This window comes from Streptomyces sp. WAC06614, assembly GCF_003949795.1.
In the GTDB taxonomy this organism is placed as follows: Bacteria; Actinomycetota; Actinomycetes; order Streptomycetales; family Streptomycetaceae; genus Streptomyces.
On record NZ_RPRY01000027.1, the window covers coordinates 17,992 to 42,729 of the forward strand.

Consider the following 24,738-nt stretch of genomic DNA (forward strand, 5'->3'; position numbering starts at 1 on the left):
CGTTCTCCTCCCCGTACCGGTGCGCTGTCGCGCACGCCGGGGCACCGGTCGCACCGGTACCGATTGGGGAGAATAGGCGGGCCCCCGTCAGCGGGGGGCCGCCTTGTGGCATTGCGCCGTCCGGGCACCCCCGGATTAACGCCTTCGGGTGAACGAAGGGGTGTTCCCGGGGCGGCCGTTCGGCCGAAAGGTCAGCCGGTGGCCGGACCCGCGGTGACGTCGTGGTCGGGCACCGACTGCCCGGCGCGGATCAGCTCGATCCGCCCCATCACCTTGGCGCGCAGGTCGGACGGTACGTCGTCGGACCCGCAGCACCGCTGCACCAGCTTCTTGACGGCCTTCTCCAGGCCGTACTTCTCCAGGCACGGGTTGCACTCGCCGAAATGCGTCTCGAACTTGGTGCAGTCCGAGTCCGGCATTTCGTGGTCGAGGAACTCGTAAAGGTGGTCCAGGACCTCAGAGCAATCCGTCTCGTGCGGCTCTCCGCAGCTCATGAGCCCGAGCCTTTCCGTTCGTTCGACTCTCCCGCGCCGGCCGGGACCAGCCCGCGCTCACGAGCGTAGTCCTCCAGCATTCCGCGGAGTTGACGGCGGCCACGGTGCAGTCGCGACATGACCGTACCGATGGGTGTACCCATGATGTCCGCGATCTCCTTGTACGCAAACCCCTCCACGTCGGCGAGATACACGGCGATGCGGAACTCTTCCGGAATGGCCTGGAGCGCTTCCTTCACGTCCGAGTCCGGCAGGTGGTCCAGTGCCTGCGACTCCGCCGAGCGCAGGCCCGTCGACATGTGCGACTCGGCACGGGCCAGCTGCCAGTCCTCGATCTCCTCCGCCGCGCTGCGCTGGGGCTCGCGCTGCTTCTTGCGGTAGGAGTTGATGAAGGTGTTGGTCAGGATGCGGTACAGCCACGCCTTGAGGTTGGTCCCCTCGCGGAACTGGTGGAAGGACGCGTACGCCTTGGCGTACGTCTCCTGGACCAGGTCCTCGGCGTCGGCCGGGTTGCGCGTCATGCGCAGCGCGGCCGAGTACATCTGGTCGAGGTAGCCGAGTGCGTCCCGCTCGAAGCGCGCGTTGCGCTCCGCGGGCGTCTCTTCCGCGTGGCCTTCGTCGGTCCCAGGGACGGAACCCACCTCCTCCGACTGCGTGGCGGCTCCGAATGCGGACCCACTCGAATCGGAGAATAGTCGACCATCGCGCCCCTGCGCCGCCCGGGCCGGGGCGCGCTTGGGGGCGGGCAGCACCGTCCAGTCCAGGTCAGTGGCCTGTGGGCGGTTCTGGCTCATGACCTGGGTCATGCGCGTCCTCTCCTTCGGCGGTTCCGTGCGTTCCGACATCCGGCACAACCAAGGAGCCGGCGTGCGCATTCCCGTGCGGGAGGCGGGTGCCGCACGGGGTCCGCGTCAGGTCGTGCGCGGCGCCGGGAGCGGGAGCCGGTCCAGCCAGTCGGCCACCGCGCCGGTGATCACCGCCAGGGCCTCCTGCTGGGTGAGCTCCGCCTTCTTGGGCACCGCGAAGCCGTGGTCCCCGTACGGGACCTCCAGCAGGTCGAAGCCGCCCGCGGGGAACTCCTCGGGGCGGCCGAAGGTGTCCCGGCCGCCCTGGAGCACCAGCGTGGGCAGCCCGGCACCGAGCAGTTCGTCGGCCCGGGACTTCTCGGGCCGGCCGGGCGGGTGCAGCGGGAAGGCCAGCGCCAGCACCCCGGCCGCGCCGAGTGCGGCGGCGGTCCGGCAGGCCACCCGGGCCCCGGCGCTGCGGCCGCCCGCGACGACGGGCGGGCCGGCGGCGGCGAGCTGCGGCCACAGTCCGCGCCAGCCCTCGTCGAGGGTCTTCGGGGCGGCGGCGACCTTCTTGCCCGCGACCCGCCAGGGCTGCTCGACCAGCGCGACGGTGACCCCTCGCCCGGGCAGGGCCGCGGCCAGGGCCTGGAGGTCGCGGGCCTCGATGCCGCCGCCGGCGCCGTGGCCCAGGGCCAGGACCAGCCGGGCGTCGGGGGCTTCGTGCCAGGTGATCCGTGCCTCGCCGGCCGGGGTGTCCACGCTCTGGGTGCGGCGGGGGGTGTGCGACGTCATGCGCCCATCCTGCCGGGTCGCGCGCGTGCTGCCGGGGTCGGCGCCGCCGGGGCGGACCGGCGGCGCCGGGTCAGAAGAGCGTGCCGAGCTCGGGCGCGGCCAGTTCGTGCAGCAGCTCGGGCCCGTTGTTGCGGACGTTGCTGACGGCGGTGGCGACCGGGTAGGCCCGCATCAGTCCGCCGGGCGGCGGCTCCAGCAGCGGGCGCAGGGCGTCGACGTCGGTCCTGGCCGGGTCCAGCCAGGCGTCCCAGCGGTCCGGGGTGAGCATCAGGGGCATCCGCGGGTGGATCTCGGCGAGCGAGCCCGGCCCGTCGGCGGGGGCGGCGGCGAGCGGGGTGGTCTCGGCCTCGGTGGTGATCACCGAGCAGGTCACCCACCAGGCGTCCGGGTGGTCGTCGGGCAGGGTCCGGTCGCGCCAGAACTCATAGAGGCCGGCCATGGCGAAGACCGAGCCGTCGGCGGGCCGCACGAAGTACGGCTGCTTGCGCGGGCGCTTCTTCTTCCCCTCGACCTCCAGCTGCCGCTCGTCGGCGCCGGTGACCCACTCGTAGTAGCCGTCGGCGGGGATGATGCAGCGGCGCTGGGCGAAGGCCCGGCGGAACGAGGGCTTCTCGTGCAGGGTCTCGGACCGGGCGTTGATCATCCGGGCCGCGCCGTCGGGGTTCTTGGCCCAGGACGGGACCAGACCCCATTTCAGGACGCGCAGCTGGCGAACCGGACGCGGGTCCTGCGCGTCCTTCAGTGCACGGTCGAGGACGACGTGGACGGCTTTGGTCGGTGCCACGTTCCAGTCCGGGTCCAGGGTCTCCGTCGGCTCCCACCGCTCGATGCCGAAGACGTCCACCAGGTCCTCGGGCCTACGACTCGCTGCATACCGTCCGCACATGGCTGCCACACTGCCATGGCCCCGTCCCCGCTCGCCAAGGAGTCCGCCCCATGACCGTCGCCTCTTCCGCGGGTACCACCGCCGCCGGGATCTGGGACCGGCTGACCGGGCTCCAGCCGGCGCCCGAACTGTGGCTGGTGGTGCTGACCGCGGCGGTGGCGCTGGCGGTCGTGGCGCCGCGGCCGCTGTGGCGGATATCCCGCAACGCCGTGACCATCGCCCACGAGGGCGGGCACGGTCTGGTGGCCGTGTGCACCGGGCGGCGTCTGGACGGGATCCGGCTGCATTCGGACACCAGTGGCCTGACCGTCAGCCGTGGCAATCCCTCGGGTCTCGGCATGATCCTGACCGCCGCCGCCGGCTACATCGCGCCGTCCCTGCTGGGGCTCGGCGGGGCCGCGCTGCTGGGGGCGCACCGGATCACGCTGCTGCTGTGGGCGGCCACGGCCCTGCTGCTGGCCATGCTGGTGATGATCCGGAACGCGTACGGGGTGCTGACCGTGGTGGTGTCCGGCGGGACCTTCCTGGCGGTGTCCTGGCTGGCTCCGCCCGAGGTCCAGGCGCTGTTCGCCTACGGCGTGGTGTGGTTCCTGCTGCTCGGCGGGGTGCGGCCGGTGTTCGAGCTGCAGGCGAAGCGGAGGCGCGGCGGGGCGCCCGACTCGGACGCCGACCAGCTGGGGCGGCTCACCCATCTGCATCCGGTCGTCTGGCTGGTCATGTTCCACGTGGTGACGCTGTGCTCGCTGATCGGCGGCGGGCGGTGGCTGCTCGGCCTGTGAGCGGATCATCGGGGGCCACGGCTCTGCCACTAAAGTGAGGGCATGACCCAGACCCCTGCGCTGCCCGCCCTCTGGCCCGCCCCGCTCGCGGACGGAGCCGTCCACGCCACCGTGACCGTGCCGGGGTCGAAGTCGGTGACCAACCGCGCCCTGGTGCTCGCGGCCCTCGCGGCCGAGCCGGGCTGGGTCCGCCGGCCGCTGCGCTCGCGCGACTCGCAGCTGATGTCGGACGCGCTGCGCGCGCTGGGCGTCGGCATCGAGGAGACCGTCTCGTCCAGCTCGGCCGAGGCCGGTTCGGGCGAGGCCTGGCGGATCATCCCGGCGGCGCTGCACGGCCCGGCGACCGTGGACGTCGGCAACGCCGGCACCGTGATGCGCTTCCTGCCCCCGGTGGCGACCCTCGCCGCCGGCGACATCCGCTTCGACGGCGACCCGCGGTCCTACGAGCGCCCGCTCGGCCAGGTCATCGAGGCGCTGCGGGCGCTGGGCGCCCGGATCGACGACGGCGGGCGCGGTGCGCTGCCGCTGACGGTGCACGGCGGCGGGGCCCTGGAGGGCGGCACGGTCGAGATCGACGCCTCCAACTCCTCCCAGTTCGTCTCGGCGCTGCTGCTGTCGGCGCCGCGCTTCAACCACGGCGTGGAGGTCCGGCACGTCGGTGCGACCCTGCCCTCGCTGCCGCACATCAAGATGACGGTGGAGATGCTGCGCGCGGCCGGCGCCCAGGTGGACACCCCGGAGGCGGGCGGCGAGAAGAACGTGTGGCGGGTGGCGCCGGGCGCGCTGCTGGGCCGCGACATGGTGGTGGAGCCGGACCTGTCCAACGCCCAGCCGTTCCTGGCGGCGGCGATGGTCACCGGCGGCACGGTCACCATTCCCGACTGGCCGCGCCGCACCACGCAGCCGGGTGACGCGCTGCGTTCGATCTTCACGGAGATGGGCGGCTCCTGCGAGCTGACCGACGCGGGCCTGGTCTTCACCGGCACCGGCACGATCCACGGCATCGACGTGGACCTCGGTGACGTCGGCGAGCTGACCCCGGGCATCGCGGCGGTGGCGGCGCTGGCGGACTCCCCGTCCACCCTGCGCGGCGTGGCGCACCTGCGTCTGCACGAGACGGACCGGCTGGCCGCGCTGACCAAGGAGATCAACGAGCTGGGCGGTGACGTCACCGAGACCGCCGACGGTCTGCACATCCGCCCGCGCCGCCTGCACGGCGGGGTCTTCCACACCTACGACGACCACCGCATGGCCACCGCGGGCGCCGTCATCGGCCTGGCGACCCCGGGCGTGCAGATCGAGAACGTCGCGACCACCGCGAAGACCCTTCCGGACTTCCCGCGGATGTGGGCGGACATGCTCGCGGGAGCGGGAGAGTAGCGCCATGCGCCGGTACGGCAAGCACACCGACGAGGACGACATCCGGAGCCGCCCCAACCCGAAGGGGAACCGGCCCCGGACGAACATCCGGCCCAAGCACGAGGACGCGGCCGAGGGGTTCGTCCTCACGGTCGACCGGGGCCGGCTGACGTGTCTGGTGGAGGACCGCGAGATCACCGCCATGAAGGCCCGTGAGCTGGGCCGCAAGGCGGCGGTGGTCGGCGACCGGGTGGGTCTGGTCGGTGACCTGTCGGGCCGCAAGGACACCCTCGCGCGGATCGTGCGCATCGAGGAGCGCAGCTCGGTGCTGCGCCGTACCGCGGACGACGACGACCCCTACGAGCGGGTGGTCGTGGCCAATGCCGACCAGCTCGCGATCGTGACCGCGCTCGCCGACCCCGAGCCCCGGCCGCGGCTGATCGACCGCTGTCTGGTCGCCGCGTACGACGCGGGCCTGGAGCCGCTGCTGGTGCTGACCAAGTCGGACCTGGCCCCGGCCGACAAGCTGCTGGACACCTACGCCTCGCTGGGCGTGGCCCATGTGGTGACCAGCCGGGACGAGCTGGAGAACGGGGACGCGGCCGACCGGGTGCGCGAGCGGCTGGCCGGGCGGATCACGGCGTTCGTGGGGCACTCGGGCGTCGGCAAGACCACGCTGGTCAACTCCCTGGTGGCCGAGGACCGGCGGCGGGCCACCGGCCATGTCAACCGGGTCACCGGGCGCGGCCGACACACCACGACCTCGGCGCTGGCGCTGCCGCTGCCGGGCGTGGAGGGCTGGGTCATCGACACCCCGGGCGTGCGGTCGTTCGGGCTGCACCACGTGGACCCGTCCCGGGTGATCCTGGCCTTCCCGGACCTGGTGCCGGGCACCGAGGAGTGCCCGCGGGCGTGCAGCCACGACGAGAAGGACTGCGCGCTGGACGCCTGGGTGGCCGAGGGCCATGCCGATCCGGCCCGGCTGTACTCGCTGCGGCGGCTGCTGGCGACGCGGGAGCGGCGCGAGGGCGACTGACGTTTGCCGGGCGGCGCAACCGGTCAATGCATAGTCGCACCGAGTGGCGCGCGGCCGAGGCCAGGACCGTGTCACCTGACGCGGGGAGGCATCCGACATGGCGTGGCTGCTGGTCGTGGTCGCGGGAATCCTGGAGACCGGGTTCGCGGTCTGCCTCAAGCTGTCCCACGGGTTCACCCGGCTGTGGCCGACGATCGCCTTCGCCTGCTTCGCCCTCGGCAGTTTCGGCCTGCTCACCCTGGCCCTGAAGAAGCTCGACGTGGGGCCGGCGTACGCGGTGTGGACGGGGATCGGCGCGGCCGGTACGGCCATCTACGGCATGGTCTTCCTCGGCGACCTGGTCTCCACGCTGAAGATCGTCTCGATCACCCTGGTCATCGTCGGGGTGATCGGCCTGCAACTGTCGGGCTCGTCCCACTGACCGCGCCCAGCAGCTCGTCCAGCACGGGCCCGGCCGCGTCCTCGGCCGGGGCGATGACGTAGGACAGGGCGAGCCGTACGACGAGTTCGCAGTGGCCGGGCGAGGTGTACGCGGGGCCGAGTGCGGCCGCGGCCCGGTCGCGTACCGCCCGGGTGAGCGCGCCCGGTTCGGGGGCCACCGTGCCGGGCGGCCGCGGGGCGGGGAAGCCGGGGCCGGGCTCGGGTAAGGCGTCGGTCCAGCAGCCCGTGAGCGCGGCGCGGACCACGGGGCGGCTGCGGGCGGTCCGTACGGTCCAGTCGGCGAGGGCGGCCAGCCGCTGCGCCGGGGGCGCCGGGGAGTCCAGGGCCCGGTCGACCCCGTCGAGGAACCGGTCGGTCTCGCGGCGCACCAGCGCCCGGCCCAGCCCGTGCTTGCCGCCGAACTCGTTGTAGAGCGTCTGCCGGGACACCCCGGCCGCCGCCGCGACGTCGACCATCCGTACGACCCGCCAGGGGCGCGCGGCCAGCGCCGCACCCGCCGCTTCCAGCAAGGACTCCCGCGCTGCCGGCATTGCCGCCTCCCGCCCGCCCGTCCGTTCCCGCCAGCGTTGACGGCGGTTCGGACAGTGTCAAGAGAGGCCGTGTGGTCCGCCCGGTCGGGTGCCGATACTGTTCGGCCATGCCCGAGTATGACGATGATCTGCGCCTCGCCCACGCCCTCGCCGACGCCGCCGACACGGTCACCACGGCCCGCTTCAAGGCCCTGGACCTGAAGGTGGAGACGAAGCCGGACATGACTCCGGTGAGCGAGGCCGACACCGCCACCGAGGCCGCGATCCGCGCCCTGCTCCAGGAGGCGCGGCCCGAGGACGCGATCCTGGGCGAGGAGTACGGGCTGGTCGGCTCGGGGCCGCGGCGCTGGGTCGTGGACCCGATCGACGGGACGAAGAACTACGTGCGCGGGGTGCCGGTCTGGGCCACGTTGATCTCCTTGATGGAGGAGGACGAGAACGGCCGGTTCCGGCCGGTCGTCGGTGTGGTCTCCGCCCCGGCTCTGGGCCGGCGCTGGTGGGCGACCGAGGGCGGCGGCGCGTTCTGCGGCGGGAGCCTCGCCGAGGAGGGCCCGATCGGGGTCTCCAAGGTGGCCTCGCTCGCCGACGCCTCGTTCGCGTACTCCTCGCTGGGCGGCTGGGAGGAGCAGGGCCGGCTGGAGGGCTTCCTCGACCTGACCCGCGCCTGCTGGCGCACCCGCGCCTACGGGGACTTCTGGCCGTACATGATGGTCGCCGAGGGCTCGCTCGACCTGTGCGCGGAGCCGGAGCTGAACCTGTGGGACATGGCCGCCATCGCGGTGGTGGTGACCGAGGCCGGCGGGCGGTTCACCGGCCTGGACGGGGTGGACGGCGTCCACGGCGGGAACGCGGCCGCCTCCAACGGGCTGCTGCACGAGGAGCTGCTGTCGTACGTGCGCCCGCGCGGCTGAGCCCCGGGTCCACGGGCCCGCGCCCCCGCGGCTGAGCCCCGGGTCCACGGGCCCGCGCCCCCGCCCGGTGCTGTGGGACGCCGGGCGACGGCGCCACCCGCGCTCCCATTCACCGGCTGTGCCCTCTTGATGACCCTGTGCGGTCGTGGGACTCTGAGAATTCCTCCGCTTGTGCGCTTGTGAATCTCTTCTCACAGCGCTCCGCCCGAGCGGAGGTCTCGACCCAGGAGGTGGCTGACTTCATGCTCGTCCGTGACGCCATGAGCACCGTGATCCTCACCCTCGGACCCGCCCACACCCTCCGACAGGCAGCGACCCTGATGTCCGGCCGGCGCGTCGGCGCGGCCGTCGTCCTCGACCCCGACCACAGCGGCATCGGCATCCTCACCGAACGCGACATCCTCAACTCCATCGGCGCGGGGCACGACCCCGACCGCGAGGGCGTGGGCGCGCACACCACGAACAACGTGGTGTTCTGCACCCCCGACGCCACCCTGCAGGAGGCCGCCGAGGCCATGGTCCACGGCGGCTTCCGGCATCTGATCGTGCTGGAGCAGGGCGGTCCCGTGGGGATCGTCTCGGTGCGCGACATCGTCCGCTGCTGGGTGCCCGCGCGGCGCTCGGTGGCGGCCTGACGGTCCTGAAACGGCGGCGGGCCGGAACCCCGGGTGGGGTTCCGGCCCGCCGTCTCGCCCCGGCGAGCGGTCCGGTCAGCCGCGCAGGGCCTGGACCGCGGCCTCCAGCCGCTTGCCGAAGTCGGCGTCCGCCCGGCGGAAGTTGTCCACCGCGCGCTCGACGATGTCGTCGCGGGAGACCTTGGCGATGAAGCCGGACAGGTTCTCCACCAGACGGTCCTGCTCCTCCTGCGACATCAGCCGGTAGAGGTTGCCCGCCTGCACGAAGTCGTCGTCCTCGGCGTGCAGCGGGGCCGCGTGGTTGCCGGTGCCGCCGGTGAACGCGACGGACTGCCACAGCGGGCGGCCGGTCTGCTGCGGGCCGCCGAAGGAGTTCGGTTCGTAGTTCTTCGCGCCCTTGTGCCGGCCGTCGTAGAGGAAGCCGTCACGGGAGTTGGTCCGCGCCTCGGTGGCGTGCGGCCGGTTCACCGGCAGGTGGTCGGCGTTGATGCCGACGCGGTAGCGGTGCGCGTCGCCGTAGGCGAACAGGCGGCCCTGGAGCATCTTGTCGGGCGACGGGCCGATGCCGGGCACGAAGTGCGCGGGCGAGAAGATGCTCTGCTCGACCTCGGCGAAGACGTTCTCCGGGTTGCGGTTGAGCTCCAGCTTGCCGATCTCGATCGGCGGGTAGTCCTCGTGCGGCCACACCTTGGTGAGGTCGAACGGGTTGAAGCGGTATCCCGGCGCGTCGGCCGCGGGCATGATCTGGACCTGCACGGTCCAGGTCGGGAACTCCCCGCGCTCGATGGCCTCGCGCAGGTCGCGCTGGTGGCTGTCGGGGTCCTCGCCGGCCAGCTTGTTGGCCTCGGCCTGGGTGAGGTTCTTGATGCCCTGGTCGGTCTTGAAGTGGTACTTGACCCAGAAGACCTCGCCCGCCTCGTTGTTCCACTGGAACGTGTGCGAGCCGTAGCCGTTCATGTGCCGGTACGAGGCCGGGATGCCGCGGTCGCCGAACAGCCAGGTCACCTGGTGCGTGGACTCGGGCGACAGGCTCCAGAAGTCCCAGACGTTGTCCGCCTCGGTCGAGCCGGTGTACGGGTCGCGCTTCTGGGTGTGGATGAAGTCCGGGAACTTGATGGCGTCCCTGATGAAGAACACGGGGGTGTTGTTGCCGACGAGGTCGTAGTTGCCCTCTTCGGTGTAGAACTTCAGCGCCCAGCCCCGGGGGTCGCGCACGGCGTCGGCGGCGCCGAGGTTGCCCGCCACGGTCGAGAACCGCAGGAAGACCTCCGTCTGCTTGCCGATCTCGGACAGGAACGCGGCACGGGTGTAGGGCGTCACGTCGGCGGTGACGGTGAAGGTGCCGTAGGCGCCGGCGCCGCGGGCGTGCACCACGCGCTCCGGGATCCGCTCGCGGTTGAAGTGGGCCAGCTTCTCCAGCAGCAGCTGGTCCTGGACCAGAACCGGACCCCCGACACCCGCGGTCTCGCTGTTCTGGTTGTCGGCGACCGGCGCGCCGGCCTCGGTGGTCAGCGGTCCCTGCGTCACGTGCGCCTCCTGCGTCTGTCCTGTCCTTGCTGATACGTGATCCTACGCTGGACTTTGTCTAAGTCAAATAAACATCCAAGTCCGTATCCACTCGGGATCTACACCAGGTCCCCGCGCTGTTACGCTGGCTCCTATGAGTGACCTCCTGGAACGACTTCGCGGCCGCGGCTGGCGCATGACCGCACAGCGGCGCGTCGTGGCCGAGGTGCTCGACGGTGACCACGTCCACCTGACCGCGGACGAGGTGCACGCGCGCGCCGTGGCCAAGCTGCCCGAGATCTCGCGCGCCACGGTGTACAACACCCTGGGCGAGCTGGTGGCCCTCGGCGAGGTCCTGGAGGTCTCCACGGACCGCCGGGCCAAGCGCTACGACCCCAACGCCCACCGGCCGCACCAGCACCTGGTCTGCGCCCGCTGCGGCGCGATCCGCGACGTCCACCCGGCCGGCAACCCCCTGGCGGACCTCCCCGCCTCGGAGCGCTTCGGCTTCACGGTCGAGGGCGTCGAGGTCACCTACCGCGGCATCTGCCCGAACTGCACGGCGGCCTGAGCGCCCCGGAACGACGCACGACGCGAGGGGGCGGGGGCCGAAAGCCCCCGCCCCCTCGCGTCGTGCACCGTCCGTCGCGGTCGCAACCGCCACTCGCAGCTCGCGGCAAGCCCGGAAAACACCTGAGGCCCGGATCCATGGGATCCGGGCCTCCGGGCTGAGTAGCGGGGACAGGATTTGAACCTGCGACCTCTGGGTTATGAGCCCAGCGAGCTACCGAGCTGCTCCACCCCGCGTCGGTGAACCCCACGTTACGTGACGCCACCCGGCACATGCAAATCGCTTAACGCCGCCCCCGCCGCGCCGCCTCACGCCGACTGCCCCGACTGCTCGGCCGCCAGGGCCTCGCGGAGGCGGGAGGCGCGTTCGGCAACTTCGGACGGGCCGAGTTCCATGGCGCGGGTGCACCACTTCTGGCCCTCGGCCAGGTCGCCGTGGCGGGCCGCCAGGAGGCCCAGGCGCAGGGCGGCGCGGCCGTGGCCGGCCACCGCCGCGCGGGTCCACCACAGGGCCGCCTCCGGCTCGCTGCCCTCGCGGGCCAGCAGCAGGCCCAGGTTGAAGGCGCCGTTGCGGGAGCCCGCCTCGGCCGCCTCCCGGTACCAGCGCGCCGCGACCTCCAGGTCGCCGCGGCCGGCGGCCAGCATGCCGACCCGGACCTGGGCCCGGCGGTGGCCGAGCTCCGCCGCGCGCTCGTACCACTCCTCGCTCTCGCTGCGCGGGCCGGCCACCGGCTCGCCCAGCGCCGGGGCCTCCGGCGGCGGGGCCAGCGACTCCAGCAGCGCGGCCAGCCGGAACGCGGCCTCGGCGCTGCCGCCGCCCGCCGCGCACCGCAGGTGCTTCTCCGCGGCCCGCTCCTGGCCGTCGCGGACCAGGGCGATGCCGACCTGGAGCGCGGCGTCGGTGTGCCCGGCCGCGGCCGCGCGCTCGTACCAGCGCAGGGCCATCTCGTCCTCGTCGCGGCTGGCGAACAGGATGCCGAGGTTGAAGGCGGCGTCCACGCTGCCCGCCTCGGCCGCCTTGGAGAACCACGGCTCGGCGCCGGCCGCGTCCCCGCCCTGCAGGAGCAGGATCGCCAGGGCGTTGGCCGCCTCCCGGTGGCCGGCGTAGGCGGCCCGGCGGTACCACTGCTCGGCCTGCGCGGTGCGATTTTGGGATGCGCACAGCAGAGCAAGGTTGTACGCCCCGTTTTGATCGCCCGCGTCCATGGCGGCGCGGTACCAGCGCTCCGCGGTCTGGGTCTCCCCGCGGGCGGCGTGCAGGGCGCCGAGGGCGTTGGCGGCGTTGCCGTCGCCGTCCTGGGCGGCCCGGTGCCACCAGGCGGCGGCGCTGTCCTCGTCCCCGGCGTCGCGCAGCAGGAAGCCGAGGGCGCACGCGGCCCGGGCCTCGCCCTGCTTGGCGGCGGTCAGGTACCAGCGCTCGGCCTCCTTGAGCTCGCCGCGGGCCTCCAGCATGGCGCCCAGGTGCAGGGCGGCCCGGCGGTGGCCGCGGGCGGCGGCCTGCCGGTACCACTGCTCGGCCTCGGCCGGGTCGCGGCGGCGCAGGATCCGGGCGAGCCGGTAGGCGGCCTCGCGGTGGCCCTGCTCGGCGGCGGCCCGCAGCCAGCGCTCGGCGGCCTTGTCGCCGCGCCGCTCCAGCAGGTCGGCCAGGCCGTACGCGCCGAGGGCGTGGCCGGATTCGGCCGCCTGCCGCAGCCAGTACTCGGCGGCGGGCTCGTCCCCGCGCTCGCGGTAGTGGCGGCCCAACGCGTGGGCGGCGGGGGCGGATCCGGCCACGGCGGCGACGCGCCACCAGCCGGCGGCCTCCTCCGGGTAGCCGCGCTGGTGCAGCAGGACTCCGAGGTTGTTGGCGGCGGCGCGGTCGCCCTCCGCCGTGGCACCCCGCAGGTAGGGCTCGGCGCCCTCCAGGTCTCCCCGGCGCAGCAGCAGGGCCCCGAGCACGCTCATCGCGCCCGGGTCACCCTTGTCGGCGGCGACCCGGTGCCGGGCCTCCAGCTCCGTCTCGCTGGCCGCATGGGCCTCCGCCAGTACGTCTGCGAACGCCGCATCGGTCAGTGCGGTGTCCGTGTCTGCTGCGGGAGCCGGCTCGTTGGCCACGGTGCCCGCGGCGCCTGCTTCGGGTTCCGTCCTCAAAAACCGCCCTGTCTCCAGCAGAGTTGACCTGTCCCCCATAAATCCCATCGTCGCATCACCTGCTACCCGCGTACACCTGGTATGTCGCAGTCAGTGAGGTCGTGCCTACAGCGTTTTGTCGACATGCCCACAGAGAGACAAGTCAAACACGCTCCCGCCCCAACTCACCTGCCTCAGCTACCTCGTGTCCGTCCCGGCTTCGTCACAGTCGTCACAGCACCGGCACACGCGCACGACAAAGGCCCGGATCCCAAGGATCCGGGCCTTCATCTTCAGTAGCGGGGACAGGATTTGAACCTGCGACCTCTGGGTTATGAGCCCAGCGAGCTACCGAGCTGCTCCACCCCGCGTCGGTGAGACAACCGTATCACGACGCGGAGCGGAACCTCGCCAGGGTTATTGCTGGCCCTGCGGCTTCGGCGTGCTGCCGAGCTTGGCCTCCGCCTCGGCCGCCCGCTTGATCGCGGCCTTCAGCTCGTCCTGGGCCTTGCCGAAGGCGGCCCAGTCGCCGGACTGGCGGGCCTTCTCGGCGTCCTCGATCGCCTTCTGGGCGTCGGCGAGCGCCGCCTTGACCGTCGGGTCCTGGGTGGTGGGCGGCTTGACCGTGCCGTCCGGCTGGGTCGGGGGCTGGACCGGGGTGGTCGGCGCCTCGGCCCCGAAGACCACGTTCAGCGCCTTCTCCAGGGTGTCCTCGAAGGCCGTCTGGCCGCCGTAGGTCACCAGCACCTTGCGCAGCAGCGGGTACTTCAGCCCGGCGCTGCGCACGTAGACCGGCTCGACGTAGAGCATGCCGTCCGCCAGCGGGACCGAGAGCAGGTTGCCGTACTCGACCTCGGAGTCACCGCCGCGCAGCAGCCGGATGGACTCCGCGATCTTGGGCTCGGAGTTGAACTTGCTCTGGACCTGCTTGGGCCCGTCCACCGGCTTGCTGGTCGGCATCTTCAGGATGCGGATCTTGCCGTAGTCGGGGGTGCCCGGGTCGGCGTTGACCGCCATGAAGGCGCTCAGGTTGGGCCGGCCGTTCGGGGTGAAGGTGGTCGTCAGCGAGAAGACCTGGTCCTTCTCCTTCTGGTCCGGCATCTTCATCGACAGGTAGTACGGCGGGACCGCCGTGCCGGCCTTGGTCGTCGGGTCGTCCGGGACCTCCCAGGCCTCGGAGCCGGAGAGGAAGGTCTGCGGGTCCGTGACGTGGTAACGGGTCAGCAGCTCGCGCTGGACCTTGAAGAGGTCCTGCGGGTAGCGCAGGTGCTCCATCAGCTTCGGGGAGATCTCGCTCTTGGGCTTGACCGTGCCCGGGAACGCCTTCATCCAGGTCTTGAGGACCGGGTCCTTGGTGTCCCACTGGTAGAGCTCGACCGCGCCGTCGTACGCGTCGACGGTGGCCTTGACCGAGTTGCGGATGTAGTTGACCTGGTTCTCCTGCGCGACCACGGCCCGCTGGCTGTTGGTGAGCGAGTCCGCGGTGCTCTGGCCGAGCGTGGTGCGCGAGGCGTACGGGTAGCCGTTGCTGGTCGTGTACGCGTCGACGATCCACTTGATCCGGCCGTCCACGACCGCCGGGTACGGCGCGCCGTCGATGGTCAGCCACGGGGCGACGGCCTCGACCCGCTCCTTGGGCGTGCGGTTGTACAGGATCCGCGAGCCCTCGCCGATGGCGCCGGAGTAGAGGATCTGCGGCTCGCTGAAGGCCAGGGCGTACGCGGCGCGGTTGACCGGGTTGTCGAGGTTGACCCCGCTCTTGCCCTCGTACGTGGTCTCCTTCTCGCCCGCCTTGTCGTCCGAGTAGTCGAGCTCCTTCTGCGGGCCGCCGACGATCGAGTACTGCTTCGTCTGCTCGCCATAGTAGATCCGCTGCTCGAAGTCGGTGCCGAACTGGCCCTTGGAGGGCAGGTCGGACTGGGTGAAGTCGGGGCTGCCGTCGGCCGCGGCCGTGGTGCCCTTGGCGGCGACCACACCGTAACCGTGGGTGTACCGGAAGTGGTCGTTGATCCAGTTGTTCTTCGGGATGCCGCCGATGTTCAGCTCGCGCAGCCCGATCACGGTGTCCTGGCCGTTGTACCGGTCGACCGCGAGCGTGGACGGGAAGGCGTAGTAGCCCTTGACCTGCTGGAGCTGCTGGAACGCCGGCGAGACGATGTTCGGGTCGAGCAGCCGGACGCTGGCCGTGGTGTCGGCCGCCTGCCGGAGCTGGTTCTTGTCGGCCTTCGGGTCGGGCACGCCCGGGTAGTCGCGGACGTCGGCGCCGTCGATCGCGTACGCGTCACGCGTCGCCTCGATGTTCTTCTCGACGTACGGGGACTCCTTGGCCTGCTCGTTCGGCTGGACCTGGAACTTCTGCACGATCGCCGGGTAGAGCCCGCCGATCAGGATCGCGGAGAGCACCATCAGGCCGAAGCCGATCACCGGCAGCTGCCAGGTGCGCCGCCACAGCGTCGCGAAGAACAGCACGGCGCAGATCACGGCGATGCAGAACAGGATCGTCTTGGCCGGCAGGTAGGCGTTGGCGTCGACGTAGCGCAGGCCGGTCCAGTTGTCCGCGGCCTTGAAGTCGCTGGACTTCACCGCCAGCCCGTACCGGTCGAGCCAGTACGCGACCGCCTTGAGCGAGACGAACAGGCCGAGCAGCACCGACAGGTGCCCGGTGGCCGCGGCGGTGGCCCGGGCGCCCGGGCTGGTCACGCGCAGGCCGCCGTACAGGTAGTGCACGGCGGCGGCGGCGATCAGCGACAGCACGGCGGCCGCGAAGCCGAAGCCGAGCAGGAAGCGGTACCAGGGCAGGTCGAAGGCGTAGAACGCCACGTCCAGGCCGAACTGGGGGTCCTTCGTACCGAAGGGCACCCCGTTGACGTACATCAGCCAGGTCTTCCACTGGCCGGCCGCCGAGGCGCCCGCGACCAGGCCGACCAGCACCGAGATGCCGATCAGCAGCCACTTCTTGTACGGGGCGATGCTCATCCGGTAGCGGTCGAGGCTCTGCTGCTCCAGCGACATCGCGGACAGCGGGGGCCGCAGCCGGTGGGCCAGCCAGATGTTCAGCCCGACGACACCGGCCATGAGCAGGCCGAACACCGCGAACAGTCCGATCTTGGTCCACAGCGTGGTGGTGAAGACGGACGAGTAGTGCACGGAGCGGAACCAGAGCCAGTCGGTCCAGAAGCCCGCGAACATGATGAACGCCATGCCCAGGACGGCCAGGACGCCCAGGGTCATCAGGAGAGTGCGGGCGCGCCGGGACGGGCGGCCGACTCTCATCCGTGGCCCGGAGGGGCCTCCGCCGCGGTCCGGCATCTGGAAAGCCAAGGTGCGCACCTCGAAAGTCGCGTGTGTCTGCTAGCGGGCCCCTGATCGTAGGGCCCACTCATGCAACTTACTGAGGCTTTAGTCAGTTCCCGGTATCGGGTGGAAAGGAGGCAGGATGTTGTCCATGTCCAACCTTTCCTCCTCCGGCACTCCCATGGCGGCCAGTCCGCTGACGCGTGCCGTGCTCGAAATCGACGAGTACGCCTCCGGCCTGGGCTGGGACCGGCCGGCCCGCCTGTTCGCCCTCGTCGACACCGCCAAGCTGCGCCGACAGGAGCCCCGGCTGGCCGGGCAGCTCGGCCTGGACCAGGACGACGCCGGCAACGCCCAGCTCACCCCGATCGAGCAGGACGAGCTGCCCGCGGGGACCCCGCTGGACAAGTTCCTGGGCACCGTGGCCTGGCCCGACGCGGTCGTGGGCTGCGCCCTGACCGTGGAGCGGCTGATGCTGCCGCCGTCCGCGGAGGCCGCCGTACCGAGCGGGCTGAACGACAAGCAGCTGGCCAAGTGGGTCGCCGGCCACCCGGAGCGGCAGGAGGTCCGGCTGACCGTGGCCGTGCTGCGCGACGGCTCGCGCGAGTCGGCCGTGCGGCTGCGGGACAAGGACTCGGCCAGCGAGGTGCTGACCGGGGCGGGCCTGGTCCCGGGGCTGGCGGACGCGCTGGCGGCGACCTTCTCCTAGCCGGGACGGGGGCGCGGGCTACTTCGCGGTGCACCGCGGCAGTGCGCCCGTGTCCCCCTTGCTGATCTTCTCCAGCGACTGCACGGCGTCCCCGATGGTCTCGACCTTGACCAGGGTCAGGCCGTCCGGCACGTCCTTGGCGGCGGAGGCGCAGTTCTCGGCGGGGGTCAGGAAGTACTCGGCGCCGGCCGCGCGGGCACCGATCGTCTTCATCTGGATGCCGCCGATCGGGCCGACCTTGCCGTTGTCGTCGATGGTGCCGGTGCCCGCGATGAACTTCCCGCCGGTCAGGTCCTGCGGGGTCAGCTTGTCGACCAGGCCGAGCGCGAACATCAGGCCGGCGCTCGGGCCGCCGACGTCGGCGAGCTTGATCTCGACGGGGAACGGGAAGGTGTGGTCGGTGCCGGCCTTGATGCCGACGATCGCGTGCCCGTCGCCCTCCGCCTTGGCCGTGGTGATCACGACCTTCTCGCTGCCCTCGGGCTCCTTGCCGGCCTTCTCGGCGGCCTCGGCGTCCTTGGCGGGCACGAGGGTGAACTCGACCGGCTCCCCCGCCTTGTGCTTGGTGACCAGCGCGGCCACGTCTCCCGGGACCTTCACCGGGCTGCCGTCGACGGCCTTGATCACGTCACCGGCGTGCAGCTTTCCCTCGGCCGGGGTGCCCTTGACGACGGTGGAGACCACGACCCGGGCGGTGACCGGGATACCGAGCTGCTTGAGGGCCGCGACCTTGGCGCTCTCCTGCGACTGGCTGAACTCCTCGGCGTTCTCCTGCGTGGACTCCGCGTCGGTCTTGCCGTTGGGGTAGAGGTTCTCGTGCGGGACGACGATGTTGTCGCCCGCGAGCCAGCCGTAGACCGCTTCCAGCAGGTTCATGTCGTAGTCCGCGCCGGTGACCCGGACCGTGGTCATGTTCAGGTGGCCACTGGTCGGGTACGTCTTGCGGTCGGAGATCTGCAGGACCGGCTCGCCGCGCGACTCACCGAGCGTGTTCACCGTCGGACCGGGGCTCATCTCCGAGTACGGGACCTTGAGGAAGACCCCCGCGCACAGCAGCGCGAACAGCAGGAGCGTGGAGGCGAGCATCGTCGCGGTGCGGCGTGGCATGGCTCGACAGTACGGGACGCCCCGGGAGGCCTGCCGCCGGGGCCGGTCCGTACGGGCAGCGGGCGGGGCAGGAGCGGCGTCGTCGTCGGAGGGCGTCGTCAGACGGTGTCGGAAGCGGAGTGCGCCGCCTGGCGGTGGTCCCGTCCGTTGCGGTCCATGGCCTCACGGAACCGTGCGTAGCCGGCGAGCTCGGATATGTCGCCCTGCGTCCTGTCGCGGGCCGCCCAGCTGCCCCATATCGCCGCCCCGATCGCGGCGAAAAGCGGAATGAGCAACCACGCCAGAGACCCCATGGCCTGCCTCCTGCCACAGCAACGATGAGTTCGTGACCTCAACGCTCGGGCTCGGGGCCGAGTTACGCAAATCGAGGGCGTGTTGGGCGCCCGAACGGCCCCGATCCTCCCCCTTTCGGCCGGTGGCTCAGCAGGCGCCGACCCACTCCTCGGTCCCGTCGGAGAACCGCTGGTGCTTCCAGATCGGCACCTCGTGCTTGAGGTCGTCGATCAGCATCCGGCAGGCCTCGAAGGCCTCGCCGCGGTGCGGGCAGGACACGGCGACGACGACGGCCAGGTCGCCGACGGAGAGGTCACCGATGCGGTGCACGGCGGCCAGGGCCCGCACCGGGTACTTCGCCACGACCCGCTCGGCGACGCGGCGCATCTCGGCCACGGCGGTCGGGTGGCAGGAGTAGCCGAGCGAATCGACGTCCACCCCGCCGTCGTGGTCGCGCACCGTCCCGACGAACAGCGTCGTCCCGCCCGTGGCGTCGTCGCCGACGGCCTGGAAGACCTCGTCGAGGGACAACGGGGTCTCACGGATCTCCAGCAGCCGAATCGGGTCGGCCGCGGCCTGCTCACCGGGGTGATCGAAGTGCGGTGCCATACCGTCCATCGTGCCCTAGCCGCCGCAACGGCGGAATAGCGAGATCACCCGGTCCGGGACGCCCCGGCCTGGAGCCTCCTACAGGGCCGAGCCCGGGCCGGAGCCGCGCCATCCGGCCCCGCCGGCGTTCGAGCCGCGCGGCCCGGGCCGCAGCCCCGGGGCCGGGTGCGGGGCTCCGGGGCGGGTGCGGGGCTCCGGCCCCGTCACAGGCCTCGGCGGCGCCGGGCGCGCCGGACCACGGCCGCGGCGCCCAGCAGGGCCACGGTGGCCCCGGCCGCCCCCGCCGCGGTGGCGTCCTTCCGCCCCAGCCGCCGCCCGGCGACCGTGTGCCGCCCGGCCACCTCCTGCAGCAGCTCCGCGAGCACCTCCTCGTTGGTCCACCGCGGCCGCCACCCCGCCGCGTGCAGCCGGCTCACGCTGACCACCCACGGGTGCATCGTGTACGCGAGGTCCCCGGCCGGCGACGGCGTCAGGCCGATCCGGTGCAGCCGGGCGGCCGCGCCCAGCGCGACCGCGGACGGGAGCTCCATGCGGCGGATGCCGCTCAGCTCCTCGACCTCCTCCTGCTCCAGCCACCCCTCGCAGCCCACCGCCAGCTCGCCGTCGACCTTCTCCAGCGCCGCGTACTCCAGGGCGCTGACCAGGTCCTCCACATGGCAGAACTGCCAGGTCGGCCGGGACCCGGCCACCACCAGCAGACGCGGCGACTCGAAGTAGCGGGTCAGCGCGGTGTCCGTGCCGCCGACCAGGACGGCCGGGCGGACCACGGTGACGTTCAGGCCGGGGTGCGCACGCGGCGCCCGGCGGCCCAGCCGTTCGATCTCCAGCAGGTCACCCACCCCGGTGGCCTCGGCCGTGGCCCGCAGCTCGGAGTCCTCCGAGAGCGGGATGTCGTTGTCGGGCAGGGCGCCGTAGACCATGGCCGACGTGCACAGCACCACCCGCCGCACCCCGGCGGCCGCGGCGGCGGTGAGCACGGTCTGGGTACCGCGCACGTTGTACGCCGTACGGGCCGCGGAGTCCGTCTCCAGGTCGAGGTCCAGCGCGAGGTGGACGACCACGTCCGCCCCGCGCAGTTTCTCGGCGATGGCCGGGTCGCGGACGTCCAGGACGTGCCACTGCGCGGCCGCCGTCTCACCGCGCCGCTCGTCGATCGCGACGACCTGCTTGACCTCGTCGGACGCGGCCAGGCGCGCCACGAGGGCGGCGCCGACCCCGGTCGCGGCGCCGGTGACGGCGACGACCGGGCCGCGCGCAGCCTGGTTTCGCGGCTGGCGAACGCCGTCCTCGCGATCGGGCCGATCGGGGCGGTCATGGGCGTCCTGCGCCGCGTGAACCTGCGGATCTGGGGAACTCACCAGGCGTCTCCAGCGGTTGTCTTCAGTAGGTACGCGTCGTGACGCGTACCGACCAGGTGATGTCCATCCTGCCGCAGCCCAGGAGCCGGTGGAGCACCGAGCCCGGAAGCGGGTGCGGTGTCTACGCTGGTGGTGTTGCCAGACCCCACGTCCGCCGGCCCCCGGTCGGCGGCCCTACGAGCCGAGGAACCCCGTGAGTGACACCCCATTCGGATTCGGCCTTCCGCCGGAGGAGCCGGAGCACGGCGACGAGGGCGCGAAGAAGGGCAACCAGGGCGGTGGCCAGGGCGGACCGGGGAATCCGTTCGGCTTCGGTGCGGGACTGCCGGGCGGCCCGGAGAACCCCTTCGCCGCCATGTTCGGCTCCATGAACCCCGGTGACCTCGGTGCGGCCTTCCAGCAGCTCGGCCAGATGCTCAGCTACGAGGGCGGCCCGGTCAACTGGGACATGGCCAAGGACGTGGCCCGCCGGACGGTGGCCCAGGGCACGGCGGACGGCGTGAAGGACGCCAGCGTGGGCGTCGCCGAGAAGTCGGCGGTCGAGGAGGCCGTGCGCCTGGCCGACCTGTGGCTGGACGGGGTCACCTCGCTGCCCTCGGGCGCCTCCACCGCCGTGGCGTGGAGCCGTGCCGAGTGGGTGGAGGCCACCCTTCCGGTGTGGCAGGAGCTCGTCGACCCGGTCGCCGAGCGGGTCGGTGCGGCCATGGGGCAGGTGCTGCCCGAGGAGATGCAGGCCATGGCGGGCCCGCTGCTCGGCATGATGCGCTCCATGGGCGGGGCGATGTTCGGCCAGCAGATCGGCCAGGCCGTGGGCGTGCTCGCGGGCGAGGTCGTCGGCTCCACCGATGTCGGCCTGCCGCTCGGCCCGGCCGGCAAGGCGGCGCTGCTGCCGCTGAACATCGAGTCCTTCGGCAAGGACCTGGGCATCGCCTCGGACGAGGTCCGGCTCTACCTGGCCCTGCGCGAGGCCGCCCACCAGCGGCTCTTCGCCCACGTGCCGTGGCTGCGCTCGCACCTGTTCGGCGCGGTCGAGGGCTACGCCCGCGGGATCAAGGTCGACACCTCCAAGCTGGAGGACGTGGTCGGCCGGCTCGACCCGACCAACCCGGAGGAGCTGCAGGAGGCGCTCCAGGGCGGCATGTTCCAGCCGCAGGACACCCCCGAGCAGAAGGCGGCCCTGGCCCGGCTGGAGACGGCGCTCGCGCTGGTCGAGGGCTGGGTGGACGCCGTCGTGCACGAGGCCGCCAAGCCGCGGCTGGCCTCGGCGGACGCGCTGCGCGAGACCCTGCGCCGGCGCCGGGCCACCGGCGGCCCGGCCGAGCAGACCTTCGCCACGCTGATCGGCCTGGAGCTGCGCCCGCGCCGGCTGCGCGACGCCTCGCGGCTGTGGGCCTCGCTCGCGGACGCGCGCGGGGTGGACGGCCGGGACGCGCTGTGGGAGCACCCGGACATGCTGCCGACGGCGTCCGACCTGGACGACCCGGACGGCTTCGTGCACCGCGAGCAGCTCGACTTCTCCGAGATCGACAAGATGCTCGGCGAGGCGGCGCAGCAGCGGGACGACAAGCCCGGGCGCGAGGGCTCCGGGACGGACGAGAGCAAGGGCGACGACGCGAAGTGAGCCTGTTCGACGACGCGGTCCACGTGCTGAAGACGTACGAGGGCCAGTCCGACCTGCGTGACCTGTACCTGGAGCACCTCGCGGAGCACCCGGACGGCATGTACAAGCCCTGTTCGGCCGGTCACCTCACCAGCAGCGCGCTGGTGATCGACCCGGTGCGGGAGCGGGTGCTGCTGACCCTGCACAAGAAGCTGGGCATGTGGCTGCAGATGGGCGGCCACTGCGAGGAGGGCGACCCGACCCTGGAGGCGGCGGCGCTGCGCGAGGCCCGGGAGGAGTCCGGGATCGCGCACGGCCTGAGCCTGCTCCCGGGCGGCCCGGTGCGGCTGGACCGGCACCCGATCCCGGCGCCGTGCCACTGGCACCTGGACGTGCAGTACGCGGCGCTGGCCCCGGCCGAGGCGGTGGCCGAGATCAGCGACGAGTCCCTGGACCTGCGCTGGTTCCCGTACGCCGAGGTCCCGACCGTGGCCGACGCCTCGGTGGTCCAGCTCCTGGAGGGGACGCTGGCGCGGCTGTGACCCGGTGGGGCGGCCCCGACCGGGCCGCCCCTCAGGGCTCAGTTCCAGACGTTGCCGCGGTTCTGGGCGTGGGCGCCGTGCTGGCCCATGCCGTACTGGGCGGCGATGCCCTGGCCGAGCTGGGCGTTCTGCGGCGGCAGCAGCTCGCTGGGCTGCACCAGGGCGAAGCCCTGGCCGAGGAAGCTCAGCTCCCAGCCCTCGCCGGTGTTGCCCCGGCGCCGCCAGACGCCGCTGGAGTGCGTCTGGGCCTGCATCTGCACCCGCAGCGAGGTGGACCAGGCCACGATCGCGTCCGCGTCCACGTTGACGTACTTGTCCGGGGTGATGTGGAGCATCAGCGGCTGGCCCGAGGTCATCAGCGCGACCTTGCCGCGGCCGGTGATGTTGAGCTGGTACTTGCCGGAGCCGGAGATCCCGTACTGGCTGTCGACCGCGATGACCTCGGTGTGCAGCGTGGAGTCCATGGCGAGGACGTAGGCGCTGTCGACCGTGAGGCCTTCCTGCTCGACGTCCATGACGTGGACGTTCTGCGCGAGGTTGGCGAAGTAGATGCTGCCCTGCCCGGAGCAGCGCATCAGGTCCAGGCCCTCACCGGTGCGGCTGCGGGCGCTGCGCTGGTTGCTGGTCCGGTACTCGCCGTCGAAGTCGATCAGGCCCTGGTAGGCCACCATCGCGCCCTTGCGGGCGAGGACGTCGTCCGAGCCCTGGAGGGTGACCCGCAGCAGCTGCGGGTTCTGGACGGCGTACCGGTCCTGCGACGGCACCTCGGCGTGGGCGAACAATGAGCTCTGCATGATGGACGACTCCCCCCTCAGCCCCGCGCCCGCAGGCGGTCGGTGCTGTCCTCGCTCGGCTGTACGACGACGATGCCCTGGCCGGAGAAGGCCATCTGGTAGGCCTCCCCGCTGCCCCGGCCGATCATCGACGAGGCCTTGAAGCTGCGCTTGCCCTTGACCTTGAGGTTCGGCGACCAGGCGACGAGCGCGTCCGGGTCGACGTAGGTCTCGTCCTCGCCGCGGCCGCAGTCCACCACGATCGGGGTGCCGCGCGAGGTCAGGGCGACCCAGCCGGTCCCGGCGATCTGGACGTTGAACAGGCCCTGGCCGGCGAACTTGGCCATGCCCTTGACCCGTTCGACGCCCCACTGGAGGTGGGCGTCGAAGGCGAGCACGTTGGTGCCGTTGACCGACAGGGCGTCGTTGTTCAGGTTGATCACCACGACGTCGGCGCCGTAGTCGGCGAGGTAGAGCAGGCCGTCGCCGGAGCACTTCATCAGCGGTGCGCCCTCGCCGGTGAGCCACTGCGAGGCCATCTGGCGGACGGCGGGCGGGTTGGGCTCGTACTGCACGAAGCCCTCGTACGCGACCATCGAGCCGGTGCGGGCGAACAGGTCGTGGCCGCTCTGCATGGCGACCTTGAGCATGGCCCGGCCGTGGTTCTCCATGCGGGCCGTGACGGGGGTCGGGGCGTAGCCCGCGAGCTGCTGGTTCATGGCGTTCATGACGGGCTCCCTCAGACCTCGTAGGGCTGGACGACGATGAAGTTGCCGGGGGCGCCCCGGAACTGGAGGTTCACGGTCTCGCCGCTGTGGCCGGGGTAGGCGTTGCGGCGCAGCCGGACCTGGCTGGAGATGATCACCTGCGAGGCGGCCGACCAGGCGACGATGGCGTTGCTGTCGGCGAAGGTGGTCGGGGTGACCGGCAGGACGACCGGGACGCCGTGCGTCTTGACCACGACCGTGCCGGTGCCCTGGAACTGCATGGTGAACAGGGCCCCGCCGGGGATGCCGTGGCCCTCGATGCGGCGGACCTCGTGGTGGAGGGACTCGTCGAAGGCGAGGACGTTCTCGGCGGAGACGCAGATGGCGTCGCCCTGGAGCTCGATGGCGTGCAGGTGCGCGCCGTTCTCGGCGAGGAAGACCTGGCCGCGGCCGGTGCAGCGCATCAGCTGCATCTCCTGGCCGGTGGCGTTGCCGACGATGCGGCCGGCGAAGCCGGCGCCCTTGTAGCTGAAGTCGACCTTGCCCTGGTAGAGGACCATGCTGCCCTGGCGGGCGAGGACGGGCTGGCCGCCCATCGCCAGGTCGACGCGCATGAGCTGGGCGTTCTGCGCGGTCCAGCGGGCGCCGGTCGGGGCCTCCTTGTAGAGCTGGAGGGCGGCCGACAGGCCGGGGCCGGCGGCCGCCGCGGCGGGCTGCTGGCCGTACGGGGCGGGGGCGCCGGGCCCGCCGGGCGGCGGGTAGCCGCCGGGGGCCTGGCCGGGGTACTGGCCCGGCATCTGGCCGGGGGCCTGAGCGGGGTACTGCCCGGGGGCCTGGCCCGGGACCTGGCCGTAGGAGGGCTGGGCCGGCTGGCCGTAGGGCGCGGGCGGCGGGGTCTGGCCCGGGACCGGGACCTGGCCGTACGAGGGC

The 24,738-nt window shown here is 72.4% G+C and carries 25 protein-coding genes and 2 tRNA genes; 10 read left to right on the top strand and 17 right to left on the bottom strand.

Translation table 11 applies throughout. The features are described 5' to 3' along the window. Positions 1 to 191: 191 nt before the first annotated feature. The 4 genes from rsrA to EF918_RS06100 all read right to left on the bottom strand — a co-directional run bounded on the left by rsrA (position 192) and on the right by EF918_RS06100 (position 2,960). Positions 192 to 494 (bottom strand): mycothiol system anti-sigma-R factor, encoded by a 303-nt coding sequence (gene rsrA / locus EF918_RS06085; RefSeq protein ID WP_125641956.1) that lies wholly within the window; start codon positions 492 to 494, stop codon positions 192 to 194. Then, entirely contained in the window at positions 491 to 1,300 is an 810-nt protein-coding gene (locus EF918_RS06090; RefSeq protein WP_125641960.1) for a sigma-70 family RNA polymerase sigma factor, read from the bottom strand. The genes rsrA and EF918_RS06090 overlap by 4 nt, the downstream gene beginning before the upstream one ends. A gap of 105 nt (positions 1,301 to 1,405) precedes the next feature. Then, entirely contained in the window at positions 1,406 to 2,074 is a 669-nt protein-coding gene (locus EF918_RS06095; protein ID WP_125641963.1) for an alpha/beta family hydrolase, read from the bottom strand. Between the two features lie 70 nt (positions 2,075 to 2,144). Further along, positions 2,145 to 2,960, bottom strand: coding sequence for an SOS response-associated peptidase (locus EF918_RS06100; RefSeq protein WP_125641967.1), 816 nt, complete (start codon positions 2,958 to 2,960; stop codon positions 2,145 to 2,147). A 50-nt stretch (positions 2,961 to 3,010) separates the two neighbouring features. Here EF918_RS06100 and EF918_RS06105 point away from each other — a divergent pair, with 50 nt between their 5' ends. From EF918_RS06105 to EF918_RS06120, 4 genes are all read left to right on the top strand, one after another. Next, positions 3,011 to 3,739: a M50 family metallopeptidase gene (locus EF918_RS06105; RefSeq protein WP_125641970.1), complete on the top strand. Its 729-nt coding sequence runs from the start codon at positions 3,011 to 3,013 to the stop codon at positions 3,737 to 3,739. Positions 3,740 to 3,781: 42 nt separating this feature from the next. Further along, positions 3,782 to 5,119, top strand: a complete 1,338-nt coding sequence (gene aroA / locus EF918_RS06110) for a 3-phosphoshikimate 1-carboxyvinyltransferase (RefSeq protein WP_125641973.1) — start codon at positions 3,782 to 3,784, stop codon at positions 5,117 to 5,119. Positions 5,120 to 5,123: 4 nt separating this feature from the next. Beyond that, a complete protein-coding gene (gene rsgA, locus EF918_RS06115; protein WP_125641976.1) occupies positions 5,124 to 6,134 on the top strand; it encodes a ribosome small subunit-dependent GTPase A in 1,011 nt (336 codons plus the stop codon). Positions 6,135 to 6,231: 97 nt separating this feature from the next. Next, the gene (locus tag EF918_RS06120; protein ID WP_125641979.1) at positions 6,232 to 6,555 is read left to right on the top strand and encodes a multidrug efflux SMR transporter; all 324 of its coding nucleotides are present in this window, start codon (positions 6,232 to 6,234) and stop codon (positions 6,553 to 6,555) included. Here EF918_RS06120 and EF918_RS06125 read toward each other — a convergent pair. Next, positions 6,509 to 7,105: a TetR/AcrR family transcriptional regulator gene (locus EF918_RS06125; protein WP_125641982.1), complete on the bottom strand. Its 597-nt coding sequence runs from the start codon at positions 7,103 to 7,105 to the stop codon at positions 6,509 to 6,511. The two genes, EF918_RS06120 and EF918_RS06125, sit on opposite strands and share 47 nt — an antisense overlap. A gap of 107 nt (positions 7,106 to 7,212) precedes the next feature. Between EF918_RS06125 and hisN the strand changes: the two genes are divergently transcribed. Both hisN and EF918_RS06135 read left to right on the top strand, forming a co-directional pair. Further along, positions 7,213 to 8,016, top strand: coding sequence for a histidinol-phosphatase (gene hisN / locus EF918_RS06130; RefSeq protein ID WP_125641985.1), 804 nt, complete (start codon positions 7,213 to 7,215; stop codon positions 8,014 to 8,016). A gap of 242 nt (positions 8,017 to 8,258) precedes the next feature. Further along, positions 8,259 to 8,651 carry a cyclic nucleotide-binding/CBS domain-containing protein gene (locus EF918_RS06135; protein WP_125642031.1) on the top strand — a complete coding sequence of 131 codons (393 nt, stop codon included), beginning with the start codon at positions 8,259 to 8,261 and terminating at the stop codon, positions 8,649 to 8,651. Positions 8,652 to 8,726: 75 nt separating this feature from the next. Here EF918_RS06135 and EF918_RS06140 read toward each other — a convergent pair whose 3' ends face one another. Further along, complete coding sequence (locus EF918_RS06140; protein ID WP_125641988.1) at positions 8,727 to 10,178, bottom strand: catalase; 1,452 nt, start codon at positions 10,176 to 10,178, stop codon at positions 8,727 to 8,729. 133 nt (positions 10,179 to 10,311) lie between these two features. On the opposite strand from EF918_RS06140, the gene EF918_RS06145 reads away from it, so the two are divergent. Continuing rightward, positions 10,312 to 10,728: a Fur family transcriptional regulator gene (locus tag EF918_RS06145; RefSeq protein WP_125641991.1), complete on the top strand. Its 417-nt coding sequence runs from the start codon at positions 10,312 to 10,314 to the stop codon at positions 10,726 to 10,728. Between the two features lie 162 nt (positions 10,729 to 10,890). Here the strand turns inward: EF918_RS06145 and EF918_RS06150 are convergent. The 4 genes from EF918_RS06150 to EF918_RS06165 all read right to left on the bottom strand — a co-directional run bounded on the left by EF918_RS06150 (position 10,891) and on the right by EF918_RS06165 (position 16,145). Next, positions 10,891 to 10,964 (bottom strand) — tRNA-Met (locus EF918_RS06150). A 72-nt stretch (positions 10,965 to 11,036) separates the two neighbouring features. Beyond that, complete coding sequence (locus tag EF918_RS06155; RefSeq protein ID WP_125641994.1) at positions 11,037 to 12,905, bottom strand: tetratricopeptide repeat protein; 1,869 nt, start codon at positions 12,903 to 12,905, stop codon at positions 11,037 to 11,039. A gap of 228 nt (positions 12,906 to 13,133) precedes the next feature. Further along, positions 13,134 to 13,207, bottom strand: a tRNA-Met gene (locus tag EF918_RS06160). 46 nt (positions 13,208 to 13,253) lie between these two features. Next, complete coding sequence (locus EF918_RS06165) at positions 13,254 to 16,145, bottom strand: UPF0182 family protein (RefSeq protein ID WP_260609881.1); 2,892 nt, start codon at positions 16,143 to 16,145, stop codon at positions 13,254 to 13,256. Positions 16,146 to 16,272: 127 nt separating this feature from the next. Between EF918_RS06165 and EF918_RS06170 the strand changes: the two genes are divergently transcribed. Then, complete coding sequence (locus EF918_RS06170) at positions 16,273 to 16,839, top strand: PPA1309 family protein (RefSeq protein ID WP_185921606.1); 567 nt, start codon at positions 16,273 to 16,275, stop codon at positions 16,837 to 16,839. Positions 16,840 to 16,857: 18 nt separating this feature from the next. Here EF918_RS06170 and EF918_RS06175 read toward each other — a convergent pair whose 3' ends face one another. The 4 genes from EF918_RS06175 to EF918_RS06190 all read right to left on the bottom strand — a co-directional run bounded on the left by EF918_RS06175 (position 16,858) and on the right by EF918_RS06190 (position 20,186). Further along, complete coding sequence (locus EF918_RS06175; RefSeq protein ID WP_125642004.1) at positions 16,858 to 17,946, bottom strand: PDZ domain-containing protein; 1,089 nt, start codon at positions 17,944 to 17,946, stop codon at positions 16,858 to 16,860. A gap of 98 nt (positions 17,947 to 18,044) precedes the next feature. Beyond that, entirely contained in the window at positions 18,045 to 18,239 is a 195-nt protein-coding gene (locus EF918_RS06180; protein ID WP_125642007.1) for a hypothetical protein, read from the bottom strand. A gap of 127 nt (positions 18,240 to 18,366) precedes the next feature. Continuing rightward, positions 18,367 to 18,828, bottom strand: a complete 462-nt coding sequence (locus EF918_RS06185) for a molybdenum cofactor biosynthesis protein MoaE (protein WP_125642010.1) — start codon at positions 18,826 to 18,828, stop codon at positions 18,367 to 18,369. A 203-nt stretch (positions 18,829 to 19,031) separates the two neighbouring features. Next, the gene (locus tag EF918_RS06190) at positions 19,032 to 20,186 is read right to left on the bottom strand and encodes an SDR family oxidoreductase (protein WP_125642013.1); all 1,155 of its coding nucleotides are present in this window, start codon (positions 20,184 to 20,186) and stop codon (positions 19,032 to 19,034) included. Positions 20,187 to 20,379: 193 nt separating this feature from the next. Between EF918_RS06190 and EF918_RS06195 the strand changes: the two genes are divergently transcribed. Together EF918_RS06195 and EF918_RS06200 are read left to right on the top strand one after the other, a co-directional pair. Beyond that, positions 20,380 to 21,807: a zinc-dependent metalloprotease gene (locus tag EF918_RS06195; RefSeq protein WP_125642016.1), complete on the top strand. Its 1,428-nt coding sequence runs from the start codon at positions 20,380 to 20,382 to the stop codon at positions 21,805 to 21,807. Further along, positions 21,804 to 22,328: an NUDIX hydrolase gene (locus EF918_RS06200; protein ID WP_125642019.1), complete on the top strand. Its 525-nt coding sequence runs from the start codon at positions 21,804 to 21,806 to the stop codon at positions 22,326 to 22,328. Before EF918_RS06195 ends, EF918_RS06200 begins: the two co-directional genes overlap by 4 nt. A 38-nt stretch (positions 22,329 to 22,366) precedes the next feature. On the opposite strand, the gene EF918_RS06205 is transcribed toward EF918_RS06200, so the two are convergent. The 3 genes from EF918_RS06205 to EF918_RS06215 form a co-directional block, all read right to left on the bottom strand. After that, positions 22,367 to 23,122, bottom strand: a complete 756-nt coding sequence (locus EF918_RS06205) for an AIM24 family protein (protein WP_125642022.1) — start codon at positions 23,120 to 23,122, stop codon at positions 22,367 to 22,369. 17 nt (positions 23,123 to 23,139) lie between these two features. Beyond that, entirely contained in the window at positions 23,140 to 23,820 is a 681-nt protein-coding gene (locus EF918_RS06210) for an AIM24 family protein (protein WP_125642034.1), read from the bottom strand. A 20-nt stretch (positions 23,821 to 23,840) separates the two neighbouring features. Further along, positions 23,841 to 24,738, bottom strand: an 898-nt coding sequence (locus EF918_RS06215) for an AIM24 family protein (protein ID WP_148141217.1), incomplete at its 5' end; no start/stop codon positions are given.

Excerpts from the sequence above, each read along its gene's own strand:
- rsrA (WP_125641956.1), bottom strand. The coding sequence starts at position 494 with ATGAGCTGCGGAGAGCCGCACGAGACGGATTGCTCTGAGGTCCTGGAC.
- EF918_RS06090 (WP_125641960.1), bottom strand. The coding sequence starts at position 1,300 with ATGACCCAGGTCATGAGCCAGAACCGCCCACAGGCCACTGACCTGGAC.
- EF918_RS06095 (WP_125641963.1), bottom strand. The coding sequence starts at position 2,074 with ATGACGTCGCACACCCCCCGCCGCACCCAGAGCGTGGACACCCCGGCC.
- EF918_RS06100 (WP_125641967.1), bottom strand. The coding sequence starts at position 2,960 with ATGTGCGGACGGTATGCAGCGAGTCGTAGGCCCGAGGACCTGGTGGAC.
- EF918_RS06105 (WP_125641970.1), top strand. The coding sequence starts at position 3,011 with ATGACCGTCGCCTCTTCCGCGGGTACCACCGCCGCCGGGATCTGGGAC.
- aroA (WP_125641973.1), top strand. The coding sequence starts at position 3,782 with ATGACCCAGACCCCTGCGCTGCCCGCCCTCTGGCCCGCCCCGCTCGCG.
- rsgA (WP_125641976.1), top strand. The coding sequence starts at position 5,124 with ATGCGCCGGTACGGCAAGCACACCGACGAGGACGACATCCGGAGCCGC.
- EF918_RS06120 (WP_125641979.1), top strand. The coding sequence starts at position 6,232 with ATGGCGTGGCTGCTGGTCGTGGTCGCGGGAATCCTGGAGACCGGGTTC.
- EF918_RS06125 (WP_125641982.1), bottom strand. The coding sequence starts at position 7,105 with ATGCCGGCAGCGCGGGAGTCCTTGCTGGAAGCGGCGGGTGCGGCGCTG.
- hisN (WP_125641985.1), top strand. The coding sequence starts at position 7,213 with ATGCCCGAGTATGACGATGATCTGCGCCTCGCCCACGCCCTCGCCGAC.
- EF918_RS06135 (WP_125642031.1), top strand. The coding sequence starts at position 8,259 with ATGCTCGTCCGTGACGCCATGAGCACCGTGATCCTCACCCTCGGACCC.
- EF918_RS06145 (WP_125641991.1), top strand. The coding sequence starts at position 10,312 with ATGAGTGACCTCCTGGAACGACTTCGCGGCCGCGGCTGGCGCATGACC.
- EF918_RS06155 (WP_125641994.1), bottom strand. The coding sequence starts at position 12,905 with ATGGGATTTATGGGGGACAGGTCAACTCTGCTGGAGACAGGGCGGTTT.
- EF918_RS06165 (WP_260609881.1), bottom strand. The coding sequence starts at position 16,145 with ATGCCGGACCGCGGCGGAGGCCCCTCCGGGCCACGGATGAGAGTCGGC.
- EF918_RS06170 (WP_185921606.1), top strand. The coding sequence starts at position 16,273 with ATGTTGTCCATGTCCAACCTTTCCTCCTCCGGCACTCCCATGGCGGCC.
- EF918_RS06175 (WP_125642004.1), bottom strand. The coding sequence starts at position 17,946 with ATGCCACGCCGCACCGCGACGATGCTCGCCTCCACGCTCCTGCTGTTC.
- EF918_RS06180 (WP_125642007.1), bottom strand. The coding sequence starts at position 18,239 with ATGGGGTCTCTGGCGTGGTTGCTCATTCCGCTTTTCGCCGCGATCGGG.
- EF918_RS06185 (WP_125642010.1), bottom strand. The coding sequence starts at position 18,828 with ATGGCACCGCACTTCGATCACCCCGGTGAGCAGGCCGCGGCCGACCCG.
- EF918_RS06205 (WP_125642022.1), bottom strand. The coding sequence starts at position 23,122 with ATGCAGAGCTCATTGTTCGCCCACGCCGAGGTGCCGTCGCAGGACCGG.
- EF918_RS06210 (WP_125642034.1), bottom strand. The coding sequence starts at position 23,820 with ATGAACCAGCAGCTCGCGGGCTACGCCCCGACCCCCGTCACGGCCCGC.